This is a genomic window from Vibrio sp. Isolate33 (genome assembly GCF_022397895.1).
Lineage (GTDB): Bacteria > Pseudomonadota > Gammaproteobacteria > Enterobacterales > Vibrionaceae > Vibrio > Vibrio pomeroyi.
This window is the reverse complement of sequence record NZ_JAKEUP010000010.1, coordinates 110,172-131,902: the sequence shown is the minus strand read 5'-3', so window position 1 is coordinate 131,902 and position 21,731 is coordinate 110,172. Positions and strand designations below refer to the sequence as shown.

Below are 21,731 nucleotides of genomic sequence, written 5' to 3'. Positions count from 1 at the left end.
CTCAACGATTAGGCAAAACCATTCTGCTGTAAGAATTCCATCGTCAATCGAGATTCAGGCTCAGACTCTTGCTGTTGGCCTTGAAGTAGACGCTCCATGTAGCGTGCTAACACATCGACTTCTAGATTCACTTTGCGACCGACATTGAATTGGTCGATGGTGGTTTCTGAAGATGTGTGAGGAACGATCGTTAGCTTAAATGCATTCTTACGTAAATCATTCACGGTAAGACTAATACCATCCACCGTCACCGAACCTTTTTGAGCGACGTACTTTGAGATTTCAGCCGGCATTTCTACCCAGAACTCAATCGCACGGCCAACTTGGTTGCGCTCAACAATCTCGCCCACGCCATCCACGTGACCCGATACGATGTGACCACCGAAACGAGTCGTCGGTAGCATCGCTTTCTCTAGGTTCACCTTATCGCCAGCTTGGTAATCGACAAAACCCGTTTTTTTCAGGGTTTCAAGCGAAAGGTCTGCACTGTAGCTGTGGTCATTGAACTCAACAACCGTCAAACAAACACCATTGGTAGCAATACTATCGCCTAACTGAACGTCAGCCATATCAAGCTTACCCACGTTAACCGTTACGGTGATGTCTTCTCCGCGGGGAGTGATTGCACTCAATGTACCTACGGCTTCTACAATTCCTGTAAACATTTTAAAACTCTTTTTGTTGTCAACGACATGTATGTAGTGAGCGGATTTATTCCCACTATAGTTTCGTTATTATCGGTTTCGAAATACGGGTTTCGCTACGATGCGAATATCCACACCAACCTGTCGAACATCTTTAATTTCTAGGTCAATCACATCAGACATTGAGGTGAGCCCTAATGCGCCCATCAAACCTCGTCCGTCACTGCCCATAAGTTTAGGTGCTAAATAGAGGATTAGCTCATCCACCAACTGCGCTTCAATCAAGCTTTTTGCCAACGTGGCGCCCGCTTCGACCCAAATATGGTCAATATGATTCGCAGGTAACTGACGCATCAAATCGTGTAAGTCCAGCTGACCTGCATCCGTTATTCCAACTGTAATATCGGCAGAGGCTTCAGCGACTCTCAATACCGATGTTGGCGTCTGGTACAACTTGAGCTCAGGGCGCAGTTGATTTTGGCGATCAAGAATCACGCGAATCGGCTGACGTAGTTCGTCTTCAGCGTAATGAGCTTGAGTGCTGCTTGGTAATTCGGCCCAACGAACATTCAGCGATGCGTTGTCTTCAATCACCGTTTGGCTGGTTGATAGCACCGCACCTGATTTTGCTCGATAATTTTGAACATCACGACGTGCTTCTGGCGATGTTATCCATTGGCTTTGACCATTTGCCAATGCTGTTTGCCCATCAAGGCTCGCTGCCATCTTAAGCTGAACAAAAGGCATGCCTGTTTGCATACGCTTGATAAATGCAGGGTTCAAGTCGAGAGCATCTTGCTCAAGCAAACCGATTTCAATCTCAATACCCGCATCGCGTAGCATGTTGATACCACGCCCTGCGACTTTAGGGTTTGGGTCCTGCATGGCACAAATCACTTTTGAAACTTGAGCCTTAATCAAACCTTCAGCACAAGGCGGCGTTCGACCGTAATGAGAACAAGGTTCTAGTGTGACATAAGCTGTTGCGCCTTTTGCCTTTTCACCAGCCATTCGCATGGCATGCACTTCAGCATGAGGTTCGCCCGCTTTAGCATGAAAACCTTCACCAACGATCTGACCATCGGTTTGTACGATGACGCAGCCGACATTTGGGTTTGGCGCAGTGGTGTAAATGCCGCGTTTCGCTAATTGAATAGCACGCGACATCATTTGAAAATCTAGGGGAGTAAAATTAGACATGATTGAGGGGTTAGTCCTCTAATTTAGCGATTTCTTCGCCAAACTCTCGGATGTCTTCAAAGCTGCGGTAAACAGAGGCAAAACGGATGTACGCCACTTTATCCAATTCTTTCAATTGGCCCATCACAAGATTACCGATCATCTCGCTTGGTACTTCACGCTCACCAGTTGCACGGAGTTGTGACTTAATCGTACTGATCGCAAGTTCAATTGCATCAGCACTCACTGGGCGTTTTTCTAGGGCGCGCTGAACACCACCGACCATTTTATCTTCATTAAATGGTTCGCGGTTTCCATTCGACTTAATTACTTTAGGCATCACAAGTTCTGCCGATTCGAACGTAGTAAAACGTTCGCTACATGCAAGGCATTGACGACGACGACGAACCTGATGACCATCGGCTACCAGTCTTGAATCGATTACTTTAGTGTCGTTCTCTGAACAAAAAGGACAATGCATATCACCTCCAAATAATTGAATATCAGTGTAACGGAATTGCCAAACGTTAGGAAAGAAAAAGGGCCAATTAAGGCCCTTTTGTGTGGTGATTCATTGATTATTGCTACGCGATAGCAATTTCAAAATGAGCTGAGGAGGAAAATTAACGAGAACGTTAACCTCGAACTAAATAGTTCGCTTTACCCACCCATTTGTAGCTTGTCAATTCTTCTAAGCCCATTGGGCCGCGAGCATGCAGTTTCTGAGTAGATACCGCCACTTCTGCACCTAAACCAAACTGTGCGCCATCGGTGAAGCGAGTTGATGCATTCACGTAAACCGCAGCAGAACCTACCGAGTTAATAAAGCGCTCAGAGCTTTCTAGACTGTTAGTCATGATTGCGTCTGAGTGACTCGCGTTGTGTACGCGCATGTGGTCAATCGCTTCTGCAACGTCCGCAACCACTTTCACGCCTAGCGTGTAGCTTAACCATTCAGTGTCAAAGTCGCCTTCAACCGCGTCACGTTGGTCTTCAAAACCAGTAAGCAATGATTTTGCACTCGCGTCAGCAACCAAGGTTACTTTGCCAGCTAAACGTTGTGTTAGCTTAGCAAGGAAAGCTTCAGCAACCGCTTCATGTACTAACAGCGTATCCAATGAGTTACATGCAGATGGACGTTGAACTTTTGAGTTTTCAACCACATCAACAGACTTCTCAAGATCAGCGCTCTCATCAACAAAGATATGGCTGATACCGAAACCACCGATGATCACTGGAATCGTACTGTTCTCTTTACACATCTTGTGCAGACCAGCGCCACCACGAGGAATGATCATATCCACGTAGTCGTCCAGTTTAAGCAATTGAGATACCAACTCACGATCCGGTTTCTCGATGTACTGAACAGAAGCCGCAGGAAGTTTCGCTTTCTCTAGTGCAGACTGGATGACTTTAACCAGTTCCATGTTCGAGAAGAACGTCTCTTTACCACCACGTAAGATGCTTGCGTTACCTGTTTTCAGACACAGTGCCGCAATATCGATGGTTACGTTCGGACGCGCTTCATAGATAACACCAACCACACCAAGTGGTACGCGACGACGAGACAGTGACATACCGTTTTCCAGTACTTTGCTGTCAATCTCGCTGCCAACTGGGTCATTCAGGCTAATTACGTTACGAACATCGTTAGCAATGCCTGTTAAGCGCTCTTCGTTAAGAAGTAGACGGTCAAGCAGTGCGTCAGTTAAACCAGCTTCACGGCCTAGTTCGATGTCTTTCGCATTCGCTTCTAAAATCGTTGCTGCGTTTGCTTCTAGTTCATCAGCGATGATCGCCAATGCTTTATTCTTTTGCGCCGTAGATGCGGTCGCTAGGTGGAAAGCAGCTTCTTTTGCTGCGATACCCATGTTAGTTAAATCCACGTTTAACTCTCCCTAAATTCTGTCTGTCTTTGGATGCAAAAAGGCGATTCGCCTTCTCATCACGATCTATTCTTGGATTACAACAAGGTCGTCACGGTGAATGACTTCTGACCCGTAATCGTAACCAAGTATGTCGCCAATATCTTTACTGTGCTTGCCTGCTATTTTTGCTAGGTCTTGGCTTGAGTAGCTAGCGATACCACGCGCCACTACCTTGCCTTTGCTGTCTGTGACTTGGGTAACTTCACCACGAGAAAACTCGCCTTGAACTCGAATAACCCCTTTCGCCAACAAGCTGCTGCCTTTGGTGTTAACAGCGTTTACTGCACCATCGTCTACCACGATGTCACCTGCAGAAGCAGGGCCAGCTAAAATCCAACGCTTACGGTTTTCAAGCGCTTCAGCTAACGGTAGGAAACGGGTGCCTTGTGGGTTGTCGCTCAAAGAGTCGAACACCACATTTTCAGCACTGCCTGCCGCAATAATAACTTCAATACCTGCACGACGAGCAATATCTGCCGCCTGCAGTTTTGTTGCCATGCCGCCAGTCCCCAACGTAGTGCCGCTGCCGCCTGCGATCTTACGCAGTGTGTCATCAATTGTTTTCACTTCTTTGATGAGCTCAGCATTTGGGTCTTTGCGAGGGTCAGCTGTAAACAGACCTTTTTGGTCGGTCAGCAGCAAAAGCTTATCCGCACCGCATAAAATACCAACCAGAGCCGACAAGTTATCGTTGTCGCCCACTTTAATTTCGTTGGTCGCTACTGCATCGTTTTCATTTACGACAGGAATAATGTCGTGCTCAACGAGTGCGTTGATCGTGTCACGTGCATTTAGAAAACGCTCGCGATCATCAAGATCAGCACGAGTCAGTAGCATTTGGCCAATCTTAAGGCCATAGATAGCAAACAAAGACTCCCAAACTTGAATCAACTGACTTTGCCCAACTGCCGCAAGCAACTGTTTGCTCGCCATTGAGTTGGGAAGTGCGGGGTAACCAAGGTGCTCACGTCCTGCTGCAATTGCGCCAGACGAAACCATAACCACAGAGTGGCCTTGTTTTTTTAATTCAGCACATTGACGAACCAACTCAACCATGTGAGCACGATCTAATGCCAATGTTCCACCAGTTAAGACACTGGTACCCAGTTTAACAACGACAGTTTTACGCTGTGTTGTTGTCCCGCTTTGATGATTTGTTGTCATGAAGTCTTTTATGGATAAAACAAATAAGAGGTGATGTTTTAGCAATCAACAGGGGAATTCACAAGTAGAAAAGGTGCGAAATCGCACCTTTTTGCTTTATAGAGAAGAGTAACCTTTAAAATCAGACGAATTCGACAGACTCTTCGTCTAATTGGATACTGATTTCAAACTTACTTTGAAGTTCATCAACCAATTTTTGATGGAAGGCTTCTTGAGTTCGAGACACCTCAGCGACCGCCTTTTTAGGCAGTGGTAAAGAATCCCAGTTGCCTTCAATGTTGTATTTACCGATGTTGTACTTCGCCGAATATCCCTCTTCCGACTTATCCAATTCCAACCACCAGCCCCAGAACTCACGTTCTTCTGGTGATTTTTTATCGTTCACACACACAGACAAGCAATCAAAAAGATAATGGCCTTCTTCTGACTGCGGCTCCCTCAAATAAGGACCAATGGCCTTTAAAACGTTTAACAAGCGATAATGCGTTGGTTCTTGTGTCACTTCTGACATATTGAATCTCCGTTTTCAATGTTAAGAATGACGTTACTCAGACTGCAATACGTTGAAAGTACGCAGTTGGATTTTATAAATTTTCTCTGAGTATCAGGTACTTAATCTGTACACTTTTCATGCTTAACTAATTTAGGAGAAATGTCATCTAAATAATTCATCCTCAAGCCACTTTATCGCCAATTCGAGGGATTGCTCATAACCTTGTGTAATTGATTTAGCTTTGATTTTCTTCGCTTTACCGTAATCACTGTAAATAGCAACCAGTTGATTATCCATTGGCGGTGATACTGGGTCCCCTTCTAAGGCTAATGCCAAGATAGGAACACGGGTTTTACTGTTTGACAGCAGCCCTTGCACCTTAAGTGACCACGCCATCAACTGCCCAGAAAGACTGTTAATATCCACCGCACCTTTACCTAAGCGAGAAGCCAGCACATCTAAGTGCATCTTCGGCATCTGCTTAAGTTTATCGGCATGAACAAAGATATCGTGGATAGGCGCACCAAGAGAGATACACGCTTTGATCTTCTGTTGCTCAACGAACGACAATCTCACCATGGCATTGCCACCAAAGCGGAAGCCAAATAAGCCCACCTTGTGATGATCAACCCAAGGGATGTTTGGCAGCTCATTCAATACCGCTTGGTGTAAGCACGAAGAATCTTCCGTTAATGGCCAGTGAGAACTGTGGCCTATCGATGGCATGTCTACCGTCAGCATCGCGATGTTCTTAGGTGCTAAGTAATCCCTAAACAAACGCCACATGTCTGTTTGTAAGCTATCCAAACCAGCACTCACGATAACAACCGGTTGAGGCTTGTCTGTTTTCGCTAGGTGCAAATTCGCTTTGATCTTCTTGTTTTGGTACGGCACTTCAATCTGCTTAACGATCAGCTTGGTGTGCTTAATCGCCTCCGAATAGGCCGCGTTCGCCAATACCTGAGCCTGAGCCGCCAAGTTATCGTTCTTAAGATGTGGGTAGCCCGCAATGCTGAAACACAAAGACGCAGAGAACAGCTCTTCCGCCATCTCTTCACCGCTCTTTTCATTAGAACGGTTCTGATGTTGCATACCTAGCTTGGTCCACTCGTATGCCCAGTTGCCGCTGCGGTAGCCCATCACGGTATCCAACCACTCATCGGTTGTGCGTGAGTTGCCTGACGATGCGATTCGTGACAATACCGCCTCTTGCTCAATTGGGTTAACGCCTTGCCATACCCACTGAAGACGTCTTAGGTTTCGATACCAAGATAAATTCTGCTGCTCACGCTTCTCATCCAATAACGCTTCAGAGCTTGGCATGTATTGTGTCAGCATTGAGGTCTCTTTGGCCTGCTTGTGCTTTACAAACAAGGTTTCCGAAAGGTTCGAGCTCGTTTCTTCTGATTCAGACATTGGGATACTTAATAAGAAATGGTTGTCACTAATCATATAAAAAAAAATGACCCTATAAAGGGTCATTTCTCAAAAAACTAAGTTTACACTTATTTTGACTTGCGATTTACTGGTTCAACGTAGCTTAGGCTTGTATCCCAAGGTTGCTCAATCCATGTGTCTTGAGCGATATCTACGATGTACTCGTCTAGTAGGTGTGCGCCAGATGGCTTTGCACATACTGCGATTAGTTTCGCTTTCGGGTACATTTCGCGAAGCTTACGTGCAGTGTCGCCACTGTCCACTAGGTCTTCAACGATTAGGAAGCCTTCGCCGTCACCTTCAGGTGCTTTAACTACTGTCATATCACGTTGGTGATCGTGGTCGTAGCTAGAAATACAAATCGTATCTACGTGACGAATACCTAGCTCACGAGCCAAGATTGCACCAGGAACCAAACCACCACGGCTTACCGCCCAGATGCCTTTCCACTGCTCTGCTGGCATTTGCTTTTCAGCTAGTTGACGGCAGTAAGTCTGCATGTTGTCCCAAGTGATAACGAATTTGTTGCTCATAGTATAAAACCTAATAATTTTGTCATGTTATTAGAGGCTATGTCGTACATAGCCTCTTCAGCGATTAAGCAGAAATCTAGACGATTAAGCGAAAATGTATTTAAGAATAAAGATAGCCGACATTACCCACACAGCAGGTGAAACATCGCGACCTTTACCACTTAGCAGCTTAATTGCAGCGTAAGCGATGAAACCTAGTGAGATACCCTCAGCGATAGAGTACGTCAGCGGCATTAGCAGACATGTTACCACGACTGGTGCAGCTTCCGTAAGATCACGCCAATCAATGCCAACTAGGCCAGACATCATCAGAATTGCTACATAGAAAAGCGCGCCTGATGTTGCGTAAGCCGGAATCATACCTGCAAGTGGCGAGAAGAAAAGAGCCAATAGGAATAAGATACCAACAACAACGGCAGTTAGACCTGTACGACCACCTTCAGCGACACCTGCAACACTCTCTACATAAGAAGTTGTGTTTGATGTACCTAGCAATGCACCAATAGAGGTTGCTGTAGAGTCAGCAAGCAGTGCTTTGTTTAGACGAGGTAGTTTACCGTCTTCTTTGATTAGGTTTGCTTTCGTTGCAACACCCACTAGCGTACCCGCTGTATCGAACAAATCGACGAACAAGAATGCGAATACTACTGAAATCATACCGATTTCAAATACAGCAGAGAAATCAAGCTGCATGAACGTAGGAGCTAGACTTGGTGGTGTAGACATGATGCCGCCGTATTGAACGTCACCAATAATAATACCAAGAGCCGTGATCGCTAGAATCGCAATCATTACTGCGCCTTTCACACCACGGTGAACAAGAGCAATCGTAAGGAAGAAGCCTAATGAACCTAGGATAGGAGCAATCGCAGTAATATCGCCCAGAGAGACTTTAGTTGCTGGGTTAGAAACAACGATGCCAGCATTACTCAGTGCAATAAACGCTAGGAAAAGACCGATACCCGCAGAGATACCAACACGCAGAGACATAGGAATCGAGTTGATAATCCATTCACGGATCTTAAAGATACTTAAGAAAATGAAAATTACGCCTGATACGAAAACCGCTGCCAGAGCAACTTGCCACGTATAACCCATACCCATAACTACTGCGTAGGTAAAGAATGCGTTCAAACCCATACCTGGTGCTTGAGCGATTGGGTAGTTAGCAACAAAGCCCATGATGAAACAGCCAATAGCAGCCGCTAAACAGGTTGCTACAAATACAGCGCCGTGGTCCATACCAGCATCAGCTAGGATCATTGGGTTTACAAAAATGATGTAAGCCATTGTTAGGAAGGTTGTTAGACCTGCGATGATTTCAGTGCGCACATTGGTGCCGTTTTCACTGAGTTTGAATAGCTTTTCGAACATTATCGAATCCTATAAGGGTAAAAAGTAAACGGTTGCGTAATCGATTGGCTGTGGATTATAAAGTTATCAAATAACAAATTCCAGATAGAATTAAGGCTCTAATCGATATTTATCAGAATGCCGTATGAAACAAAGCGATTAAAAACGAAGTGCTTCCCAAGAAATAGCCATAATAAACAGTCAATTAAAGCCATTTAGCCCAATAAAAAATCTTGGTTACTTTTTCGACCATCGATTATTTTGATAGAGAATCTAACCATTAAATTCTGAATTCAAACCCACAAGAGTTGTGTATTTTTCAACAGGATCAGTAATAAGGCGCAAATTGATATTTTGGCGTTTAAAAAACAACCATGAAGAACAGCAGAAAAGAGACAAGATAAAGCGGTTTGGAAAAGTAGCAGGCAAAAAAAACGCCACTCAAAACTGAGTGGCGGTAGAATCTGTCAACCAAAAGGGCTGTAAAAGAATTCCAATATATAGGGGTGAACAAAACTGTTCGAGTTACATGCTTACGGTATTAGTAACCGAAGCTTGTAGGGTATGCAAAGTTGCTAGTGTAAACAGAGCTGTTAAGCCAGAACATTGCAGATGGTAAACCTTTCATAACTATCACCTTAATAAATCAATAAAAAACGAATTTGATTTCTCGGTTCCTTGGAGGCGATAAAACGGACTCATCCTTTGAGCATTTACTCTTCACTTCAGAAGTTGGTTATTAATATACCTCAAAGAAAAAAGATTACAAGTATTTTTTGCTATACGTCACACTTTTTGCCATTTATGGTTATTTTGCAAACTTAATTTCGTAATTAAATTACAAAACAGACTTAAACAAACGTTTGCTTGCGCCATTTATAAGCATCAACGCACTTATTCAAGATCAAATGAACAAGATGGCGTTCAAAATTTGAGGCATTTCAGGTTTAGAAGCGCTACTCGTCAAAACACTCTAGTGGTATGCTGTTGCCATCAAAACAGACCCATACTTTAGATTTTTGTTCTAAGTTTTTACCTATAAAAATCCTAAATATATGGTTATCAAATAAAAAAGGAGTCATCCGTGTCTGAATTCCATTCTGAGATCAGTAAATTATCCCCTGCCCCTATTTGGCAGTTCTTCGATAAGATTTGCTCAATCCCACACCCTTCAAAGCATGAAGAAGAGCTTGCTCAATACATTATTGCTTGGGCAACAGAGCAAGGCCTAGATGTACGTCGTGACCCAACGGGCAACGTATTCATCAAGAAGCCTGCAACGCCGGGTATGGAAAACAAAAAAGGTGTGGTGCTACAAGCTCACATCGATATGGTTCCACAAAAGAACGAAGACACCGTTCATGACTTCGCTAAAGATCCAATCCAACCATACATCGATGGTGAGTGGGTTACAGCAAAAGGCACAACGCTTGGCGCTGATAACGGCATGGGCATGGCTTCTTGTTTGGCAGTTCTTGCTTCAAACGAAATCAAGCACGGCCCTATCGAAGTTCTACTAACAGTAGACGAAGAAGCAGGTATGACAGGTGCTTTCGGTCTTGAGGCAGGTTGGTTAGAAGGTGACATCCTTCTTAACACCGATTCTGAGCAAGAAGGCGAAGTGTACATGGGTTGTGCTGGCGGTATCGACGGCGCAATGACATTTGATGTTGCACGTAACGCAATTCCTGCTGATTTCGTAACACGTAAGCTAACGCTAAAAGGCCTTAAAGGCGGTCACTCTGGTTGTGATATCCACACTGGTCGTGCAAACGCGAATAAACTGCTTGCTCGCTTCCTAGCGGGTCACGCGAAAGAGCTAGACCTACGCATCGTAGAATTCAAAGGTGGTAGCCTTCGTAACGCGATTCCTCGTGAAGGCTTCGTAACAGTTGCAGTACCTGCTGAAAACCAAGAGAAACTGGCTTCGCTATACAACTACTACACAGAGCTTCTTTCAACAGAGCTAGGTAAAGTAGAAGACAGCATTGTTACTTTCAACGAAGAAGCTTCGGTTGAAATGGGCGCTCTAGCAGCACCTGACCAAGCTCGCTTTATCGCTGCACTAAACGCTGCGCCAAACGGCGTGATTCGTATGAGTGACGAGATCGAAGGTGTTGTTGAAACGTCTCTAAACGTTGGTGTTATCACAACAGAAGAGAACTCAATCACTGTACTTTGCCTGATTCGTTCTCTGATCGACTCTGGTCGTAAGCAAGTTGAAGGCATGCTGAACTCTGTTGCTGAGCTAGCAGGCGCGAACATCGCGTTCTCTGGCGCTTACCCAGGTTGGAAACCAGACGCTGATTCAGAAATCATGCACATCTTCCGCGACATGTACGAAGGTATCTACGGTCACAAACCAAACATCATGGTTATCCATGCTGGTCTTGAGTGTGGTCTATTCAAAGAACCTTACCCGAACATGGATATGGTTTCTTTCGGCCCAACGATCAAGTTCCCTCACTCTCCAGATGAGAAAGTGAAGATCGACACCGTTGAGCTATTCTGGAACCAAATGGTTGCGCTACTAGAAGCAATCCCAGAAAAAGCTTAATTCTATAAGCTATGTTTGTTCAGTAAAGGGGGCTTTTCAGTAAGCACCTTTTATTCGAGACAAAATAAAACAGGTACTCAATGAGTACCTGTTTTTGTATCTAATCTTTGTCATCGACTATTTGTGACTAAAGAAACAATTAAGCGCGTGAAGCCGCGTAGCTTTCTAGCTCATCAATTGAAGTTTGTGCAACCACTTCGCCATCGATGAAGTACGTCACCATCTCGCCATCACGAACACCGATTAACGTCGCACGCTCACCAGATTGGTAAGTAATGTCCATTTGGATCGTGTTTTCATCAATCTGTTGCATTTGACCTTTCTCGATCACATCTGCACTCGTGATAGGACCAACAGGCGCTTCCGTTAGAGACGGATCCAACTGATGGTTGATATCTAAGTAAGTGTCAGTCTTTGTATCAAAGATGTGTGGAGAACCAGTCAGAGGGTTGCTACCAGTCCAGAACTCTAGTGAGTTGAATACCAGGTAATCAGCAGCAACCGTTAGGCCGTAAGCAGGTGCAAGTAGCATGTTCAAACCACCACGTGCGTAACGGTTATCAACAGCCTTAACGTTGAACTTCATTAGGTAACCCGTTACTGCGTTACTACCAACACAGCCAGATAAAGCGACAGAAACCACCGCCAGTGCAACGACTTTTGAAATTGTTTTTTTCATTTTTATCTCGATATTTGAATTTGGCCGCCAAAAAATGGCGATGGATAATACCAAGCAAGCAAACAACAAATATCAGAGTTAAATCAATGTATTGTCAGGAAATTCACAATTTGAAACACCCTCTAATTCACCAAATCAAAAACGGAAACCAATTCTGAAGCCCCTTCATAAAAAACTTTTGTCGTGACCGTAAAGTGATTGATTCGTACTAAAAATCAACGATTGATACATTCCGTGTTAACGAATTATCACCATGTTGAGAACAACCTAAATGGCAAGACTAAAACCTAATCAACCATTCGAATTACTTGGTTATACTGTTCAGCCAGGACAACGAATGGAGATTGAACTGCAAGCAGCTCAGCTTTACACGCACTCTCCACTTTCGATCCCGATTGAAATCATTCACGGTCGCCAAGCGGGTCCAACACTGATGGTAAACGCGGCGATCCACGGCGATGAGCTAAACGGTGTTGAGATTGCTCGACAACTGACGAACGCTATCGATCCAAAGAAACTGAAAGGTACCTTGATTGTCGTGCCTATCGTTAACGTGTTCGGCTTCATCCATAAGTCTCGTTACCTACCAGACCGTCGCGACCTAAACCGTTGCTTCCCAGGTAGTGAGAAAGGCTCTCTAACATCACGTATCGCTTACACTTTCTTCGAGAATGTAGCGAAGCACTGCGATTACATCTTGGATCTTCACACGGGCGCGATTCACCGTACCAATCTGCCACAGATTCGTGCAAACCTATCGAACCCAGAAACAATGCGCATCGCGAAAGCATTCGCAACACCAGTGATCATCGATTCTCCACTGCGTGACGGTTCACTGCGTAGCGAAGCAGAAAAACTTGGTATTCCTGTATTAACTTACGAAGGTGGTGAAGCGCTGCGTTTCGATCATCTAGCGATTCGTGCTGGTTACTTGGGTATTCACCAAGTAATGAAAGAAATCGGCATGCTGCGCCCGAACCGTAAGAAGTTGCCAGAGCCAGTATTGAGTAAATCTACCAGCTGGATCCGCGCAGAATCAGACGGCATCTTACGTAATATGGTAAGGCTGGGCGAACAAGTTGAAGCAGGACAAACTCTGGCTTACATCAGTTCTCCGCTAGGTCACCAAGAAGGCCAAGTGATCACGACCAAAGGCGGTATCGTGATTGGTCAGCAGACTCTGCCTTTGGTGAACGAAGGTGATGCTGTGTTCCACATCGCTTACTTCAAGCAAGACGATGAAGAAGTGGGACAATCAGTAGAGAGCTACATTGAAGAAGTAGCAGAAGACGATTGGCTAACTGCGCTAAACAACTGATTAAAGCTTAGGAGATCGACGTTAAAAGCGACAAGCCAAGGCTAAAGCTAAAGCTAAAACCGTCGGTCTTAGGCAAAATAGAAACGAACTCCACAAACGAAAAAGCCCCAATATAGGTGACTATATTGGGGCTTTTTTTATAAGTCCCTTATCTTAAAATTAAGGGACCTATAAGTTAATCGTGCACCGAATTACTCAGCGTCTTCTTGCTCTTCTGCACGAGCTTTAGCGCGTGCTTCACGTGCTTGCTCAGCTTTTAGCTCTTTAGTGTGACGTAATTCGTCACGCTCTTTACGCTGTTCTGATTTACGCTCGTTACGTTCAGCTTGGTTTGCGATGAAAGATGCTAGCTCTTTCTCTGCCCACTCTTGTGCAAGAGCTTCAGTTTCGAAACCAGACTCACGCTTAGATACTGTTGTGCTGCGAGACGTTACTTGACGAGTAATCTCTGCACACCAACCGTTGCGTTTTTCTGTAAGGCGGATATCAAATTTTTTGTTCTTAGACATGTTCTATTTTTTCCTAAGGGAGATCATTAAGGGATCGGTCAACTTTGATAACTCCATCTAAGTGAGCATCTTTTAACACCATCCCTTGGTAAGCGCGGTATTAGAGCACAAATCAATGAATATTGCTGCAAATATTTGCAGCGGATCACACTCCTATGCAGCAAATCGTTTGCGGCTCATTTCAATTCCTTAGCAAGCCTCTATTCACCACCAATTTCGGCACTGTTTTATCGACCACAATGAAATGAACTATGCTCAAACAGAGATAAATGAATCGCTAAGACTTCCTATTGATAGGCGCTCACATCTCACCTACTCCGCCCATAATTAAAATAGCTAAGGAGTTGCTATGGATAGCTTCATCAAAAATTTACCGAAGGTTGAGCTGCACTTACACATAGAAGGCACATTAGAACCAGAGCTGATGTTCGAGCTCGCCAAGCGTAATAACGTGTCGATTCCCTTTGAAAACCCAGACCAAGTGCGAGACGCATACCAATTCCACAATCTTCAGTCCTTTCTCGACATCTATTATCAAGGCGCCAAGGTGCTGATCCACCAGCAAGATTTCTACGATCTAACGTGGGCTTACCTGTTGAAATGCCAACAAGATAACGTGGTTCACACTGAGATATTCTTCGACCCTCAGACCCACACGGAACGCGGCATCGCTTTTGACACGATTGTAGGCGGCATTACCCAAGCACTAGAGCAAGCCACACAGGAACTCGGGATCAGCAGCCAACTGATCATGTGTTTTCTACGCCACCTTGATGAAGACAGCGCATTTGAAACACTCCAACAAGCCCTTTTCTACAAAGACAAAATCATTGCGGTTGGGCTAGATTCATCCGAGCAAGGGAACCCGCCAGAGAAGTTTAAACATGTCTTCCAAGAAGCCATCAATCAAGGATTTCTAACCGTCGCGCACGCCGGAGAAGAAGGCCCTGCACAAAACATTATCGATGCGTTGAGCTTGTTGGGCATCACTCGAATTGACCATGGAGTTCGCTGTATCGAGGACGCTGAATTAGTCGAAGAGTTAGCAACAAAACGGATTCCACTGACGGTCTGCCCGCTATCGAATACCAAGCTAAAAGTCTTCGACACCATGCAACAGCACAACATTGTTGAACTGCTGAGAAAAGGGCTGTGTGTCACCATCAATTCGGATGACCCTGCTTACTTTGGTGGTTACATGAATGACAACTTCCTCGCCGTGGCCAATGCACACCCACTCACTCATCAAGAATTAGCGCAGTTCAGCATTAACGCCGTCGAGGCGAGCTTCATCTCCCCTCACGCCAAAGAAGACCTCATTACCCAAATACGCCAATATCTTGCAGCAAATAGTGAATGATTTATTGAAGTGGCCGCACTCTTCCACACGATCAAAAAAGGGAAGCTCAACGCTTCCCTTTGTTAATCAATAGACTGAAATTAACTTAGCCCGGATGACCATCCACTCGTGGAGTTAACAGCATCATGCCGAATTTCCAGATAAACAGACCAAACGCCAACGTCCATAAACCTGCGCTGATGTTAACCATCTCAAACAAGTAAGCAGGGAAGAAAGTCACGCCTAAGCTACGAACGAGTGCTGCAGTAAAAATCGCTGAAAAGGCTAGCGCCATGCTTGGGCCTTTGTAAATCGCACGACCTGTGTGTCCCATTGTCACTCGGGTAATCATCGCAAGAATCAAACCGCTCAAGCCACCAATCGCAAACAGGTGCAGCATGTTATGACTCGCAAATGGGTTGTCTAACAGACCACGTAACAACAAGCTTAAAGGGATACACAAGTAAGCCGCATGCAGTGACCACACCAAAGGCTCTGACAAGGTTGTCCATGGCTTCCAACGAATAAAGCGAACTAACTGAGTCACGCCTGCAAACACCATTAACTCGTTACCTACCTGAGCAAAGGTGAGTGGGAAGAAGCTCAAAACAAACAGTCCAACCAAAGGCAAGTTTGCAAGCCATTCCAACCAGACCAATGGCTGTGCTTTCTCAAAGTCGAAGCGACGAGCGGTAAAGAATGGAATCACTCGTCCTCCCATTACAGACAGCAATAACGTAAACCACCACAACATCGCTTGCCATACCGCTGATGATGGAAACGGAGGCATACCTTTAATGGTCGCGTAGCTCGCAAAGTTCGCCACGATAGCCAATATAAACAGCGGTACGAAGAACAGGTTCTTCCAACCTTTCGACTTCACGACACGAAAACCAATCTCGTAAGCCGCGAAGATTAAGAACAGCGCTTCAATCGAAGAGATCAACCACAACGGAGCGGGTGTCCAAAACAGAATGCGAGGTGCCAACCACAAACCAACTAACACCGCTAATCGATAGTGTTTGGTGCCATTGACCCCGGTCCAGGTTTGCACGGCAGTGAGCACAAAGCCGACAACAATCGCCATCGAAAAACCAAACAGCATCTCATGCACGTGCCACCACAGTGCGGGCACGTTTAAAATCTCTAGCTGACCGTTTTGGAACATGATGACCCAAGCCACAATCGCAATCACGGCATAGAGACTGCCTAAAAAGAAGAAAGGTCGAAAGCCTAAACGCAGGTAGGCTGGAATCGCGTCTTCTACACTTTTATCTGTGATATTTAACAAACTCGCTCCTAATTCTCAGATAAGCGGCCAGGTATTACCTAAACCAAATTTGGTGTGCATCAAATTCGATGCAATATGCAGATCACATTGCATGAAACGCGCCAATTCGATAAAGCCAGTAAAAACAGCCACTCACGAGGTTCGCTAGCCAATAAACAAGTCAAAAAAACACAACCAAAAGAGTCATAAAGACATATAGATGTGTAAATAGAAACTTACTGACTTTTGCCACCTCGCCACATATAGTAAGACTAGTCTCAAATACAAAAGAACAGACAAGGAACGCGATGTATATTTTTGGTTATGGCAGCTTGATCAACTCATCTTCACGTCAACTTACCGGTCAAACGGGTCAAGCGATCCCAGCGATTGTTCATGGCTTAGTACGCCATTGGAGTAAGATCGATGACAGTTACGTGTTATCTCCTTTGATCGTCAACCTTGGTGAAGGGCAAGTGAACGGTGTTTTGCTTGAGGTCGATGATGTGGCATTGGCGGAATTTGATCGTCGTGAACGCGGTTATCACCGAATCGAATTGAAAGCCGATCAGATAGAGAGCCAAACAGACTTTAAAACGGATCAATCGATCTGGGTATACATCAAAGATGAGATTCAAGCGCCTTGTGAAAACAGCCCTATCGTTCAAACCTATGTCGATACCGTTATGGCCGGATGTTTAGAAGTGTCTGAAAGCTTTGCGGCGCACTTTGTTGAACATACACAAGGTTGGCACCACCCATTAGAAAATGATCGCCACCAGCCAAAATACGGCAACCTTGCTGGCGTTTCTGATCACCACCACAGTGTGATTGATGGTTTGATACTGAGTGTTCGCAGCTAGTCTTTGAGGGTGCTGATAAGTTTGGAACTGTGATAATTTTGGAGTTTCGGTATTTTGGAGCTTTGATAAGTTTGGAGCTTTGAGAACAGAGAAGTCGATGAGCTTATAACGAATAGACTCACCGACTAAAATAGACCGCTTAAACCACTCGAATACCCGCTGGCATTGCACGTTCTGGTGTCAGCAATACACTTTCAGATTCATCATCGGTTTCCGCACACAGCAGCATGCATTCAGAAGTGTGGCCTCTCATCTTGGCTTTCGCTAAATTACACAGCACAACAACCTGCTTGCCCATCAACTCATCTTCTGTGTAGTAAGGGACTAGGCTGGTCACTGTTTGTAGCGTCTTCTCACCCACATCCACTTGCACGATGTAAAGCTTGTCTGCGTTTTCATGACGCACAACCTCGATGATCTTACCTACACGCATTTCTAACTTAGCAAAGTCGCCATAAGAGACAGTATCCATTTCTCACTTCCTATATTGATTTTTTATTTATCAAATAAATTTACTAAAATTAAGTAAAACTAAAATCTAACATTAGCAGTAAGCCTAATAATTACAAGAGGTAAAGATCTCATTCTGATAAGTAAAGATCATAAAATTTGTCAGCGACAGTTACCAAATCTCACTTAATTTTGGCCAACCCCAAGCCGTGATTTCAACGCCTTTAAAAACATCGAGAAAGCTGAGCGTTTGTCTATGATGAAGCATTGGGCAAATCAAGCCTTCATAGATAAGAACAGAGCCAAGCTGCTCAAGTTGATTGAGGTACTCACCCGGGGAAAAATCCTCTCGGATACGATTAAGCTCATCCACCAGCCATTCACTCACCTCAGAGCCAATCGTGGCATGCAAAACCGGATCACTCAGAAAGAACAACAGCGCCGATACTTGGCGGTTGTCATCAAGGTTAAGGCTGCTTAAAACAATCTCTTCACTAAAACCATCGCCCTGCGCTTTCTCTATAAAGGCTTCAAATGTGTAAAGGTTAATCTGCGCTTCAATCCCCTCTTTCGCCAATATTTGCACAGCGGCTTTGGCACTGCGTTGAACACCTAAATGGGAATAACAGGCAATCTGAACCGAACGAGGCAATTCGATCGGTTGGCTCCTGATGTGTTTGACGTTATGCCAGAAAGGAAAGAAGTTATGCGCGATTTCGGCGCCAAAAGTCGTTTCATTCAATTCAAGCTGACGCCAAATCTGCTCTCCATTGAGTCGTTCACTCAACCAACGACGTTGAGGGTAAGACAAACTTGAGTTGTTCTGATTAAAAATAACGAACAGACACCCTTCCTCAATCCGAGCTCTTGATGCTGTGTGTGGTAGGTCAGCAGTACTTCCTGTGTCCAAAGCACTCTCACTCGGCTCAGTTGTCGCATTAGTGATGATCTTCTTAGAATACTGCTCTGTGTCAGGAAGCGTCTGTGAATCGCCAGAGGTCCGGTCATGATTCGCGGTAGCCGCATTCAAAGACCAAATCGTCACTTTATCCGTTAGAGAACGAAAGCCATGAAAGTGCTCGTTGGCCGCCAAGATAAGCTTGCTGTCTGAATGCAGTTCAAGAGCGAAGATGCCGCAACCAACCACATTAGACGATGAGTTTTTGAGTTGTTCTGGAGGCTGAAGTGAGTACTTTAAATCACTCATTAATGCCGCAAAGCCTTTGTCTCGGCGATTGAGCTGAACGGAAAATCGATAAGGCGTTTCAACCGTAATCGACTCTAGATGCTCGAGTTCATTTTGGTAATAAGGAAGCCCTTGCAGTTCAAGTAACAGTTGCGCGACAACCTCCGCGTCTACTTTTCCGCCCGAATGAAAGCTCACAGAAGGACGAAGATAGAACGTCCATACTGTCCAATCTTGGTTTGCTTCCCAGTGGTGTGCGATGTTCGGAATCAGTTCGCCTTCTGGGGTCATTGATACTAAGCAAGAGTGGATCTGACGAATCAGGTAGCGTTCGCTGTTTCGATGTGGCGTTGTCGGGTTAAGAGAAGCAAATGGTCGATTATAAGTAAGCTGAACACTCACCTTTCCTTCCTTCACCTGTGCTCCTGAGGTTTGCTTGAGCAGCTGTTCGAACACCACTTGGTTGTAGTCGAGAAATTCCAGAGCTCGGTCGTACTTGCTTTCTTTGATCCACTCTAAGGCAATCGCGCGCTTTACCTCAGTGCGGTCGATACGACGAATCAGAGTCGAACGCTGATTTCGCCCGACTCGTGGTATCCAAGCAATCCACTTGAGTTCACTCATCTGCTTGAGAATCGCGCGCGCGTGTCGTGGGCTAGTACACATCTTGTCTGAGGTCTCGGCAAGCGTGACGGCATGCTCAACCAGCAATTCAAATTCTTCTAGGCGTTCGTAGTATCGAAAAAGGTTAATACCTTCCAAAACAGGCACTCCAAAACTAAGTTTGAGTTCCTTATATTAGCTCACCAGTACCTAACTCAAGTAAAAAGGTCTAAAAACTTCGTTATAGGGAACTTAAAATCTAAAAATTACGCTCTTTTTCCCTACCTCATTTTTAGCAAAAATAACCATAGATTCTAGCGTAGCTCTACGGTTGAGTAATTCAGCTGAAGACAACTCACGGTTATTGAGTGAAAAAAGCATTCACAAGAAAAGCCTCTTTCCACCATAGGCAAATCCACACTTTAAAGCTTTAGCGATAGCAACCTACTTTATGTTTATGCTCCTACCCCCTGCAAACCATAATCTCGCTGCTATCGCTAATCCCCCTTTTGCCATTACTCACCGATGATGCGCGCCCCAAATTTTAGATAACAAATTGGAGTATATTTATGTTTGCTAACTTTTTTGCCAACCTGTCTAAGGTCGGTAAAGCCTTAATGCTGCCCATAGCCTCAATGCCTGCGGCGGGTATTTTGTTGGGTATTGGCTCAGCGCAATTTGGGTTTATCCCGCCTGTGGTTTCCGAGTTAATGGCCGAAGCCGGTGGCGCCGTATTTGGTAACCTGCCACTGATTTTTGCATTAGGCGTCGCGATTTCATTCACCAACAATGACGGTGTGGGTGCAGTAGCGGCAGGTATCGGTTACTACGTTCTAGTGGCAACACTGAAGGTAATGGCGGGCGTACTTGGCGTTGACCATATCGATACCGGCGTATTGGGCGGCATCATCTCTGGCGCGGTTGGCGCTTATATGTTTAACCGCTTTTACACCATTAAGATGCCCGCATATTTGGCCTTCTTTGCGGGTAAGCGCTTTGTCCCAATCGTGACATCGTTTTCGATGCTGTTCTTAGGTATCGCGATTGCCTTTATCTGGCAACCGATTGGCGCAGGCATTGATTGGTTCGGCGCTTGGGCAACAGAACAAAACCCACTGATGGCATTTTGGGCTTATGGCACCGCGGAGCGTGCTTTGATTCCATTTGGACTTCACCATGTAATTAACGTGATCATTCAACTGCAAGCGGGCGAATTCATTAACTCAGCAGGGCAAGTATTCCACGGTGAAATCCCACGCTTCTTCGCTGGCGATCCAAATGCCGGAAATCTAGCGGGTGGCTTCCTATTTAAAATGTTTGGCCTTCCTGCCGCAGCTATCGCAATTGGTCGTGCAGCAAAACCGGAGAACCGCACCAAGGTTATGGGCATCATGATTTCAGCAGCATTGACGTCATTCCTAACCGGTATCACTGAGCCAATTGAGTTTGCTTTCATGTTCATCTCGCCAGTGCTTTACGTGATTCACGCGATCATTGCTGGCCTTGCTTACCCACTGTGTATTCTGCTGGGTGTGAAACACGGCTACAGCTTTAGTGCGGGTTTGATCGACTATGTGACCTTCTTCGGTATCTCGACCAAAGGTTGGATGATCATTCCACTCGGTCTGGCATACGCGGCGCTTTACTACGTTGTGTTCACTTGGTTTATCAAGACGTTCAACTTGAAAACACCAGGCCGTGAAGATCAAGACAACGGTAAAGTCATCAATGACACCAGCTCTGAGTTCGCTAGCGAATTGGTAAGTGCATTTGGTGGTAAGCAAAACATCTTGAGCACAGACGCATGCATCACACGTTTAAGAATCCAAGTGTCTGAACAAGACAAGGTAGACGAAGCAAAACTGAAACAACTTGGTGCTGCAGGTGTCGTTCGAGTAGGCACGGGCGTTCAGGCTATCTTTGGTGGCAACAGTGACGTGTACAAAACCCAAATGCTTGATTGGATGAACAATAATTAGTTGTAGAGTCATTCTGTTACCAGAGCAAATCTATCATTTTTTCTCAAGAATCGCGGTCAGTGCTTTGGCCGCGATTTTTATTTCCTACCGACTTATCCTGAATTGTTCTGATAAATTAGGACAACGTTTACACATCTCATATTCCTAATAAATTCAGATATTAAGAGGCTTATCTAGAAATATAGAATCGACATCAATTGCACTTATTACACAATGCGTGTTTAATACTTTGGTTAACATTTTTCAG

The 21,731-nt window shown here is 45.0% G+C and carries 19 protein-coding genes; 5 read left to right on the top strand and 14 right to left on the bottom strand.

The window, feature by feature from the left end; all coding sequences use genetic code 11:
• Positions 1-8 precede the first annotated feature (8 nt).
• From L1D37_RS15145 to L1D37_RS15105, 9 genes are all read right to left on the bottom strand, one after another.
• Complete coding sequence (locus L1D37_RS15145) at positions 9-665, bottom strand: riboflavin synthase (protein ID WP_048612249.1); 657 nt, start codon at positions 663-665, stop codon at positions 9-11.
• Positions 666-734: 69 nt separating this feature from the next.
• Complete coding sequence (gene ribD, locus L1D37_RS15140; protein WP_239848393.1) at positions 735-1,814, bottom strand: bifunctional diaminohydroxyphosphoribosylaminopyrimidine deaminase/5-amino-6-(5-phosphoribosylamino)uracil reductase RibD; 1,080 nt, start codon at positions 1,812-1,814, stop codon at positions 735-737.
• A gap of 40 nt (positions 1,815-1,854) precedes the next feature.
• Positions 1,855-2,304: a transcriptional regulator NrdR gene (gene nrdR, locus L1D37_RS15135; RefSeq protein WP_004734394.1), complete on the bottom strand. Its 450-nt coding sequence runs from the start codon at positions 2,302-2,304 to the stop codon at positions 1,855-1,857.
• A 154-nt stretch (positions 2,305-2,458) separates the two neighbouring features.
• A complete protein-coding gene (locus L1D37_RS15130) occupies positions 2,459-3,709 on the bottom strand; it encodes a glutamate-5-semialdehyde dehydrogenase (RefSeq protein WP_239848376.1) in 1,251 nt (416 codons plus the stop codon).
• A gap of 66 nt (positions 3,710-3,775) precedes the next feature.
• Positions 3,776-4,960: a glutamate 5-kinase gene (gene proB, locus L1D37_RS15125; protein WP_171349567.1), complete on the bottom strand. Its 1,185-nt coding sequence runs from the start codon at positions 4,958-4,960 to the stop codon at positions 3,776-3,778.
• A gap of 76 nt (positions 4,961-5,036) precedes the next feature.
• Positions 5,037-5,426, bottom strand: coding sequence for a sigma factor-binding protein Crl (crl, locus tag L1D37_RS15120; RefSeq protein WP_123311983.1), 390 nt, complete (start codon positions 5,424-5,426; stop codon positions 5,037-5,039).
• Positions 5,427-5,570: 144 nt separating this feature from the next.
• Positions 5,571-6,824, bottom strand: coding sequence for an esterase FrsA (frsA, locus tag L1D37_RS15115; RefSeq protein ID WP_239848375.1), 1,254 nt, complete (start codon positions 6,822-6,824; stop codon positions 5,571-5,573).
• Between the two features lie 89 nt (positions 6,825-6,913).
• On the bottom strand, positions 6,914-7,378 hold the full coding sequence (tet(34), locus tag L1D37_RS15110) for an oxytetracycline resistance phosphoribosyltransferase domain-containing protein Tet(34) (RefSeq protein ID WP_004741499.1): 465 nt from the start codon (positions 7,376-7,378) through the stop codon (positions 6,914-6,916).
• Between the two features lie 84 nt (positions 7,379-7,462).
• On the bottom strand, positions 7,463-8,752 hold the full coding sequence (locus L1D37_RS15105; RefSeq protein WP_017633422.1) for an NCS2 family permease: 1,290 nt from the start codon (positions 8,750-8,752) through the stop codon (positions 7,463-7,465).
• Between the two features lie 1,063 nt (positions 8,753-9,815).
• Between L1D37_RS15105 and L1D37_RS15100 the strand changes: the two genes are divergently transcribed.
• Positions 9,816-11,288, top strand: a complete 1,473-nt coding sequence (locus L1D37_RS15100) for an aminoacyl-histidine dipeptidase (RefSeq protein WP_239848374.1) — start codon at positions 9,816-9,818, stop codon at positions 11,286-11,288.
• Between the two features lie 139 nt (positions 11,289-11,427).
• On the opposite strand, the gene L1D37_RS15095 is transcribed toward L1D37_RS15100, so the two are convergent.
• Positions 11,428-11,967, bottom strand: coding sequence for a DUF3332 family protein (locus L1D37_RS15095; RefSeq protein WP_017066819.1), 540 nt, complete (start codon positions 11,965-11,967; stop codon positions 11,428-11,430).
• A gap of 271 nt (positions 11,968-12,238) precedes the next feature.
• Between L1D37_RS15095 and L1D37_RS15090 the strand changes: the two genes are divergently transcribed.
• Positions 12,239-13,285 carry a succinylglutamate desuccinylase/aspartoacylase family protein gene (locus tag L1D37_RS15090; protein WP_017633425.1) on the top strand — a complete coding sequence of 349 codons (1,047 nt, stop codon included), beginning with the start codon at positions 12,239-12,241 and terminating at the stop codon, positions 13,283-13,285.
• A gap of 191 nt (positions 13,286-13,476) precedes the next feature.
• On the opposite strand, the gene L1D37_RS15085 is transcribed toward L1D37_RS15090, so the two are convergent.
• Positions 13,477-13,794, bottom strand: coding sequence for a DUF3622 domain-containing protein (locus tag L1D37_RS15085; protein ID WP_017056240.1), 318 nt, complete (start codon positions 13,792-13,794; stop codon positions 13,477-13,479).
• A gap of 349 nt (positions 13,795-14,143) precedes the next feature.
• On the opposite strand from L1D37_RS15085, the gene L1D37_RS15080 reads away from it, so the two are divergent.
• Positions 14,144-15,154 (top strand): adenosine deaminase, encoded by a 1,011-nt coding sequence (locus L1D37_RS15080; RefSeq protein ID WP_239848373.1) that lies wholly within the window; start codon positions 14,144-14,146, stop codon positions 15,152-15,154.
• A gap of 85 nt (positions 15,155-15,239) precedes the next feature.
• Here L1D37_RS15080 and L1D37_RS15075 read toward each other — a convergent pair whose 3' ends face one another.
• Positions 15,240-16,424 (bottom strand): NnrS family protein, encoded by a 1,185-nt coding sequence (locus tag L1D37_RS15075; RefSeq protein ID WP_239848372.1) that lies wholly within the window; start codon positions 16,422-16,424, stop codon positions 15,240-15,242.
• A gap of 287 nt (positions 16,425-16,711) precedes the next feature.
• Here L1D37_RS15075 and L1D37_RS15070 point away from each other — a divergent pair, with 287 nt between their 5' ends.
• Positions 16,712-17,266: a gamma-glutamylcyclotransferase family protein gene (locus L1D37_RS15070; protein ID WP_239828687.1), complete on the top strand. Its 555-nt coding sequence runs from the start codon at positions 16,712-16,714 to the stop codon at positions 17,264-17,266.
• A gap of 139 nt (positions 17,267-17,405) precedes the next feature.
• On the opposite strand, the gene L1D37_RS15065 is transcribed toward L1D37_RS15070, so the two are convergent.
• Together L1D37_RS15065 and L1D37_RS15060 are read right to left on the bottom strand one after the other, a co-directional pair.
• A complete protein-coding gene (locus L1D37_RS15065) occupies positions 17,406-17,738 on the bottom strand; it encodes a tRNA-binding protein (RefSeq protein WP_239848371.1) in 333 nt (110 codons plus the stop codon).
• Positions 17,739-17,888: 150 nt separating this feature from the next.
• Complete coding sequence (locus L1D37_RS15060) at positions 17,889-19,673, bottom strand: SgrR family transcriptional regulator (protein WP_239848370.1); 1,785 nt, start codon at positions 19,671-19,673, stop codon at positions 17,889-17,891.
• A 401-nt stretch (positions 19,674-20,074) separates the two neighbouring features.
• On the opposite strand from L1D37_RS15060, the gene ptsG reads away from it, so the two are divergent.
• The gene (gene ptsG / locus L1D37_RS15055) at positions 20,075-21,484 is read left to right on the top strand and encodes a PTS glucose transporter subunit IIBC (protein ID WP_239848369.1); all 1,410 of its coding nucleotides are present in this window, start codon (positions 20,075-20,077) and stop codon (positions 21,482-21,484) included.
• Positions 21,485-21,731: the final 247 nt, after the last annotated feature.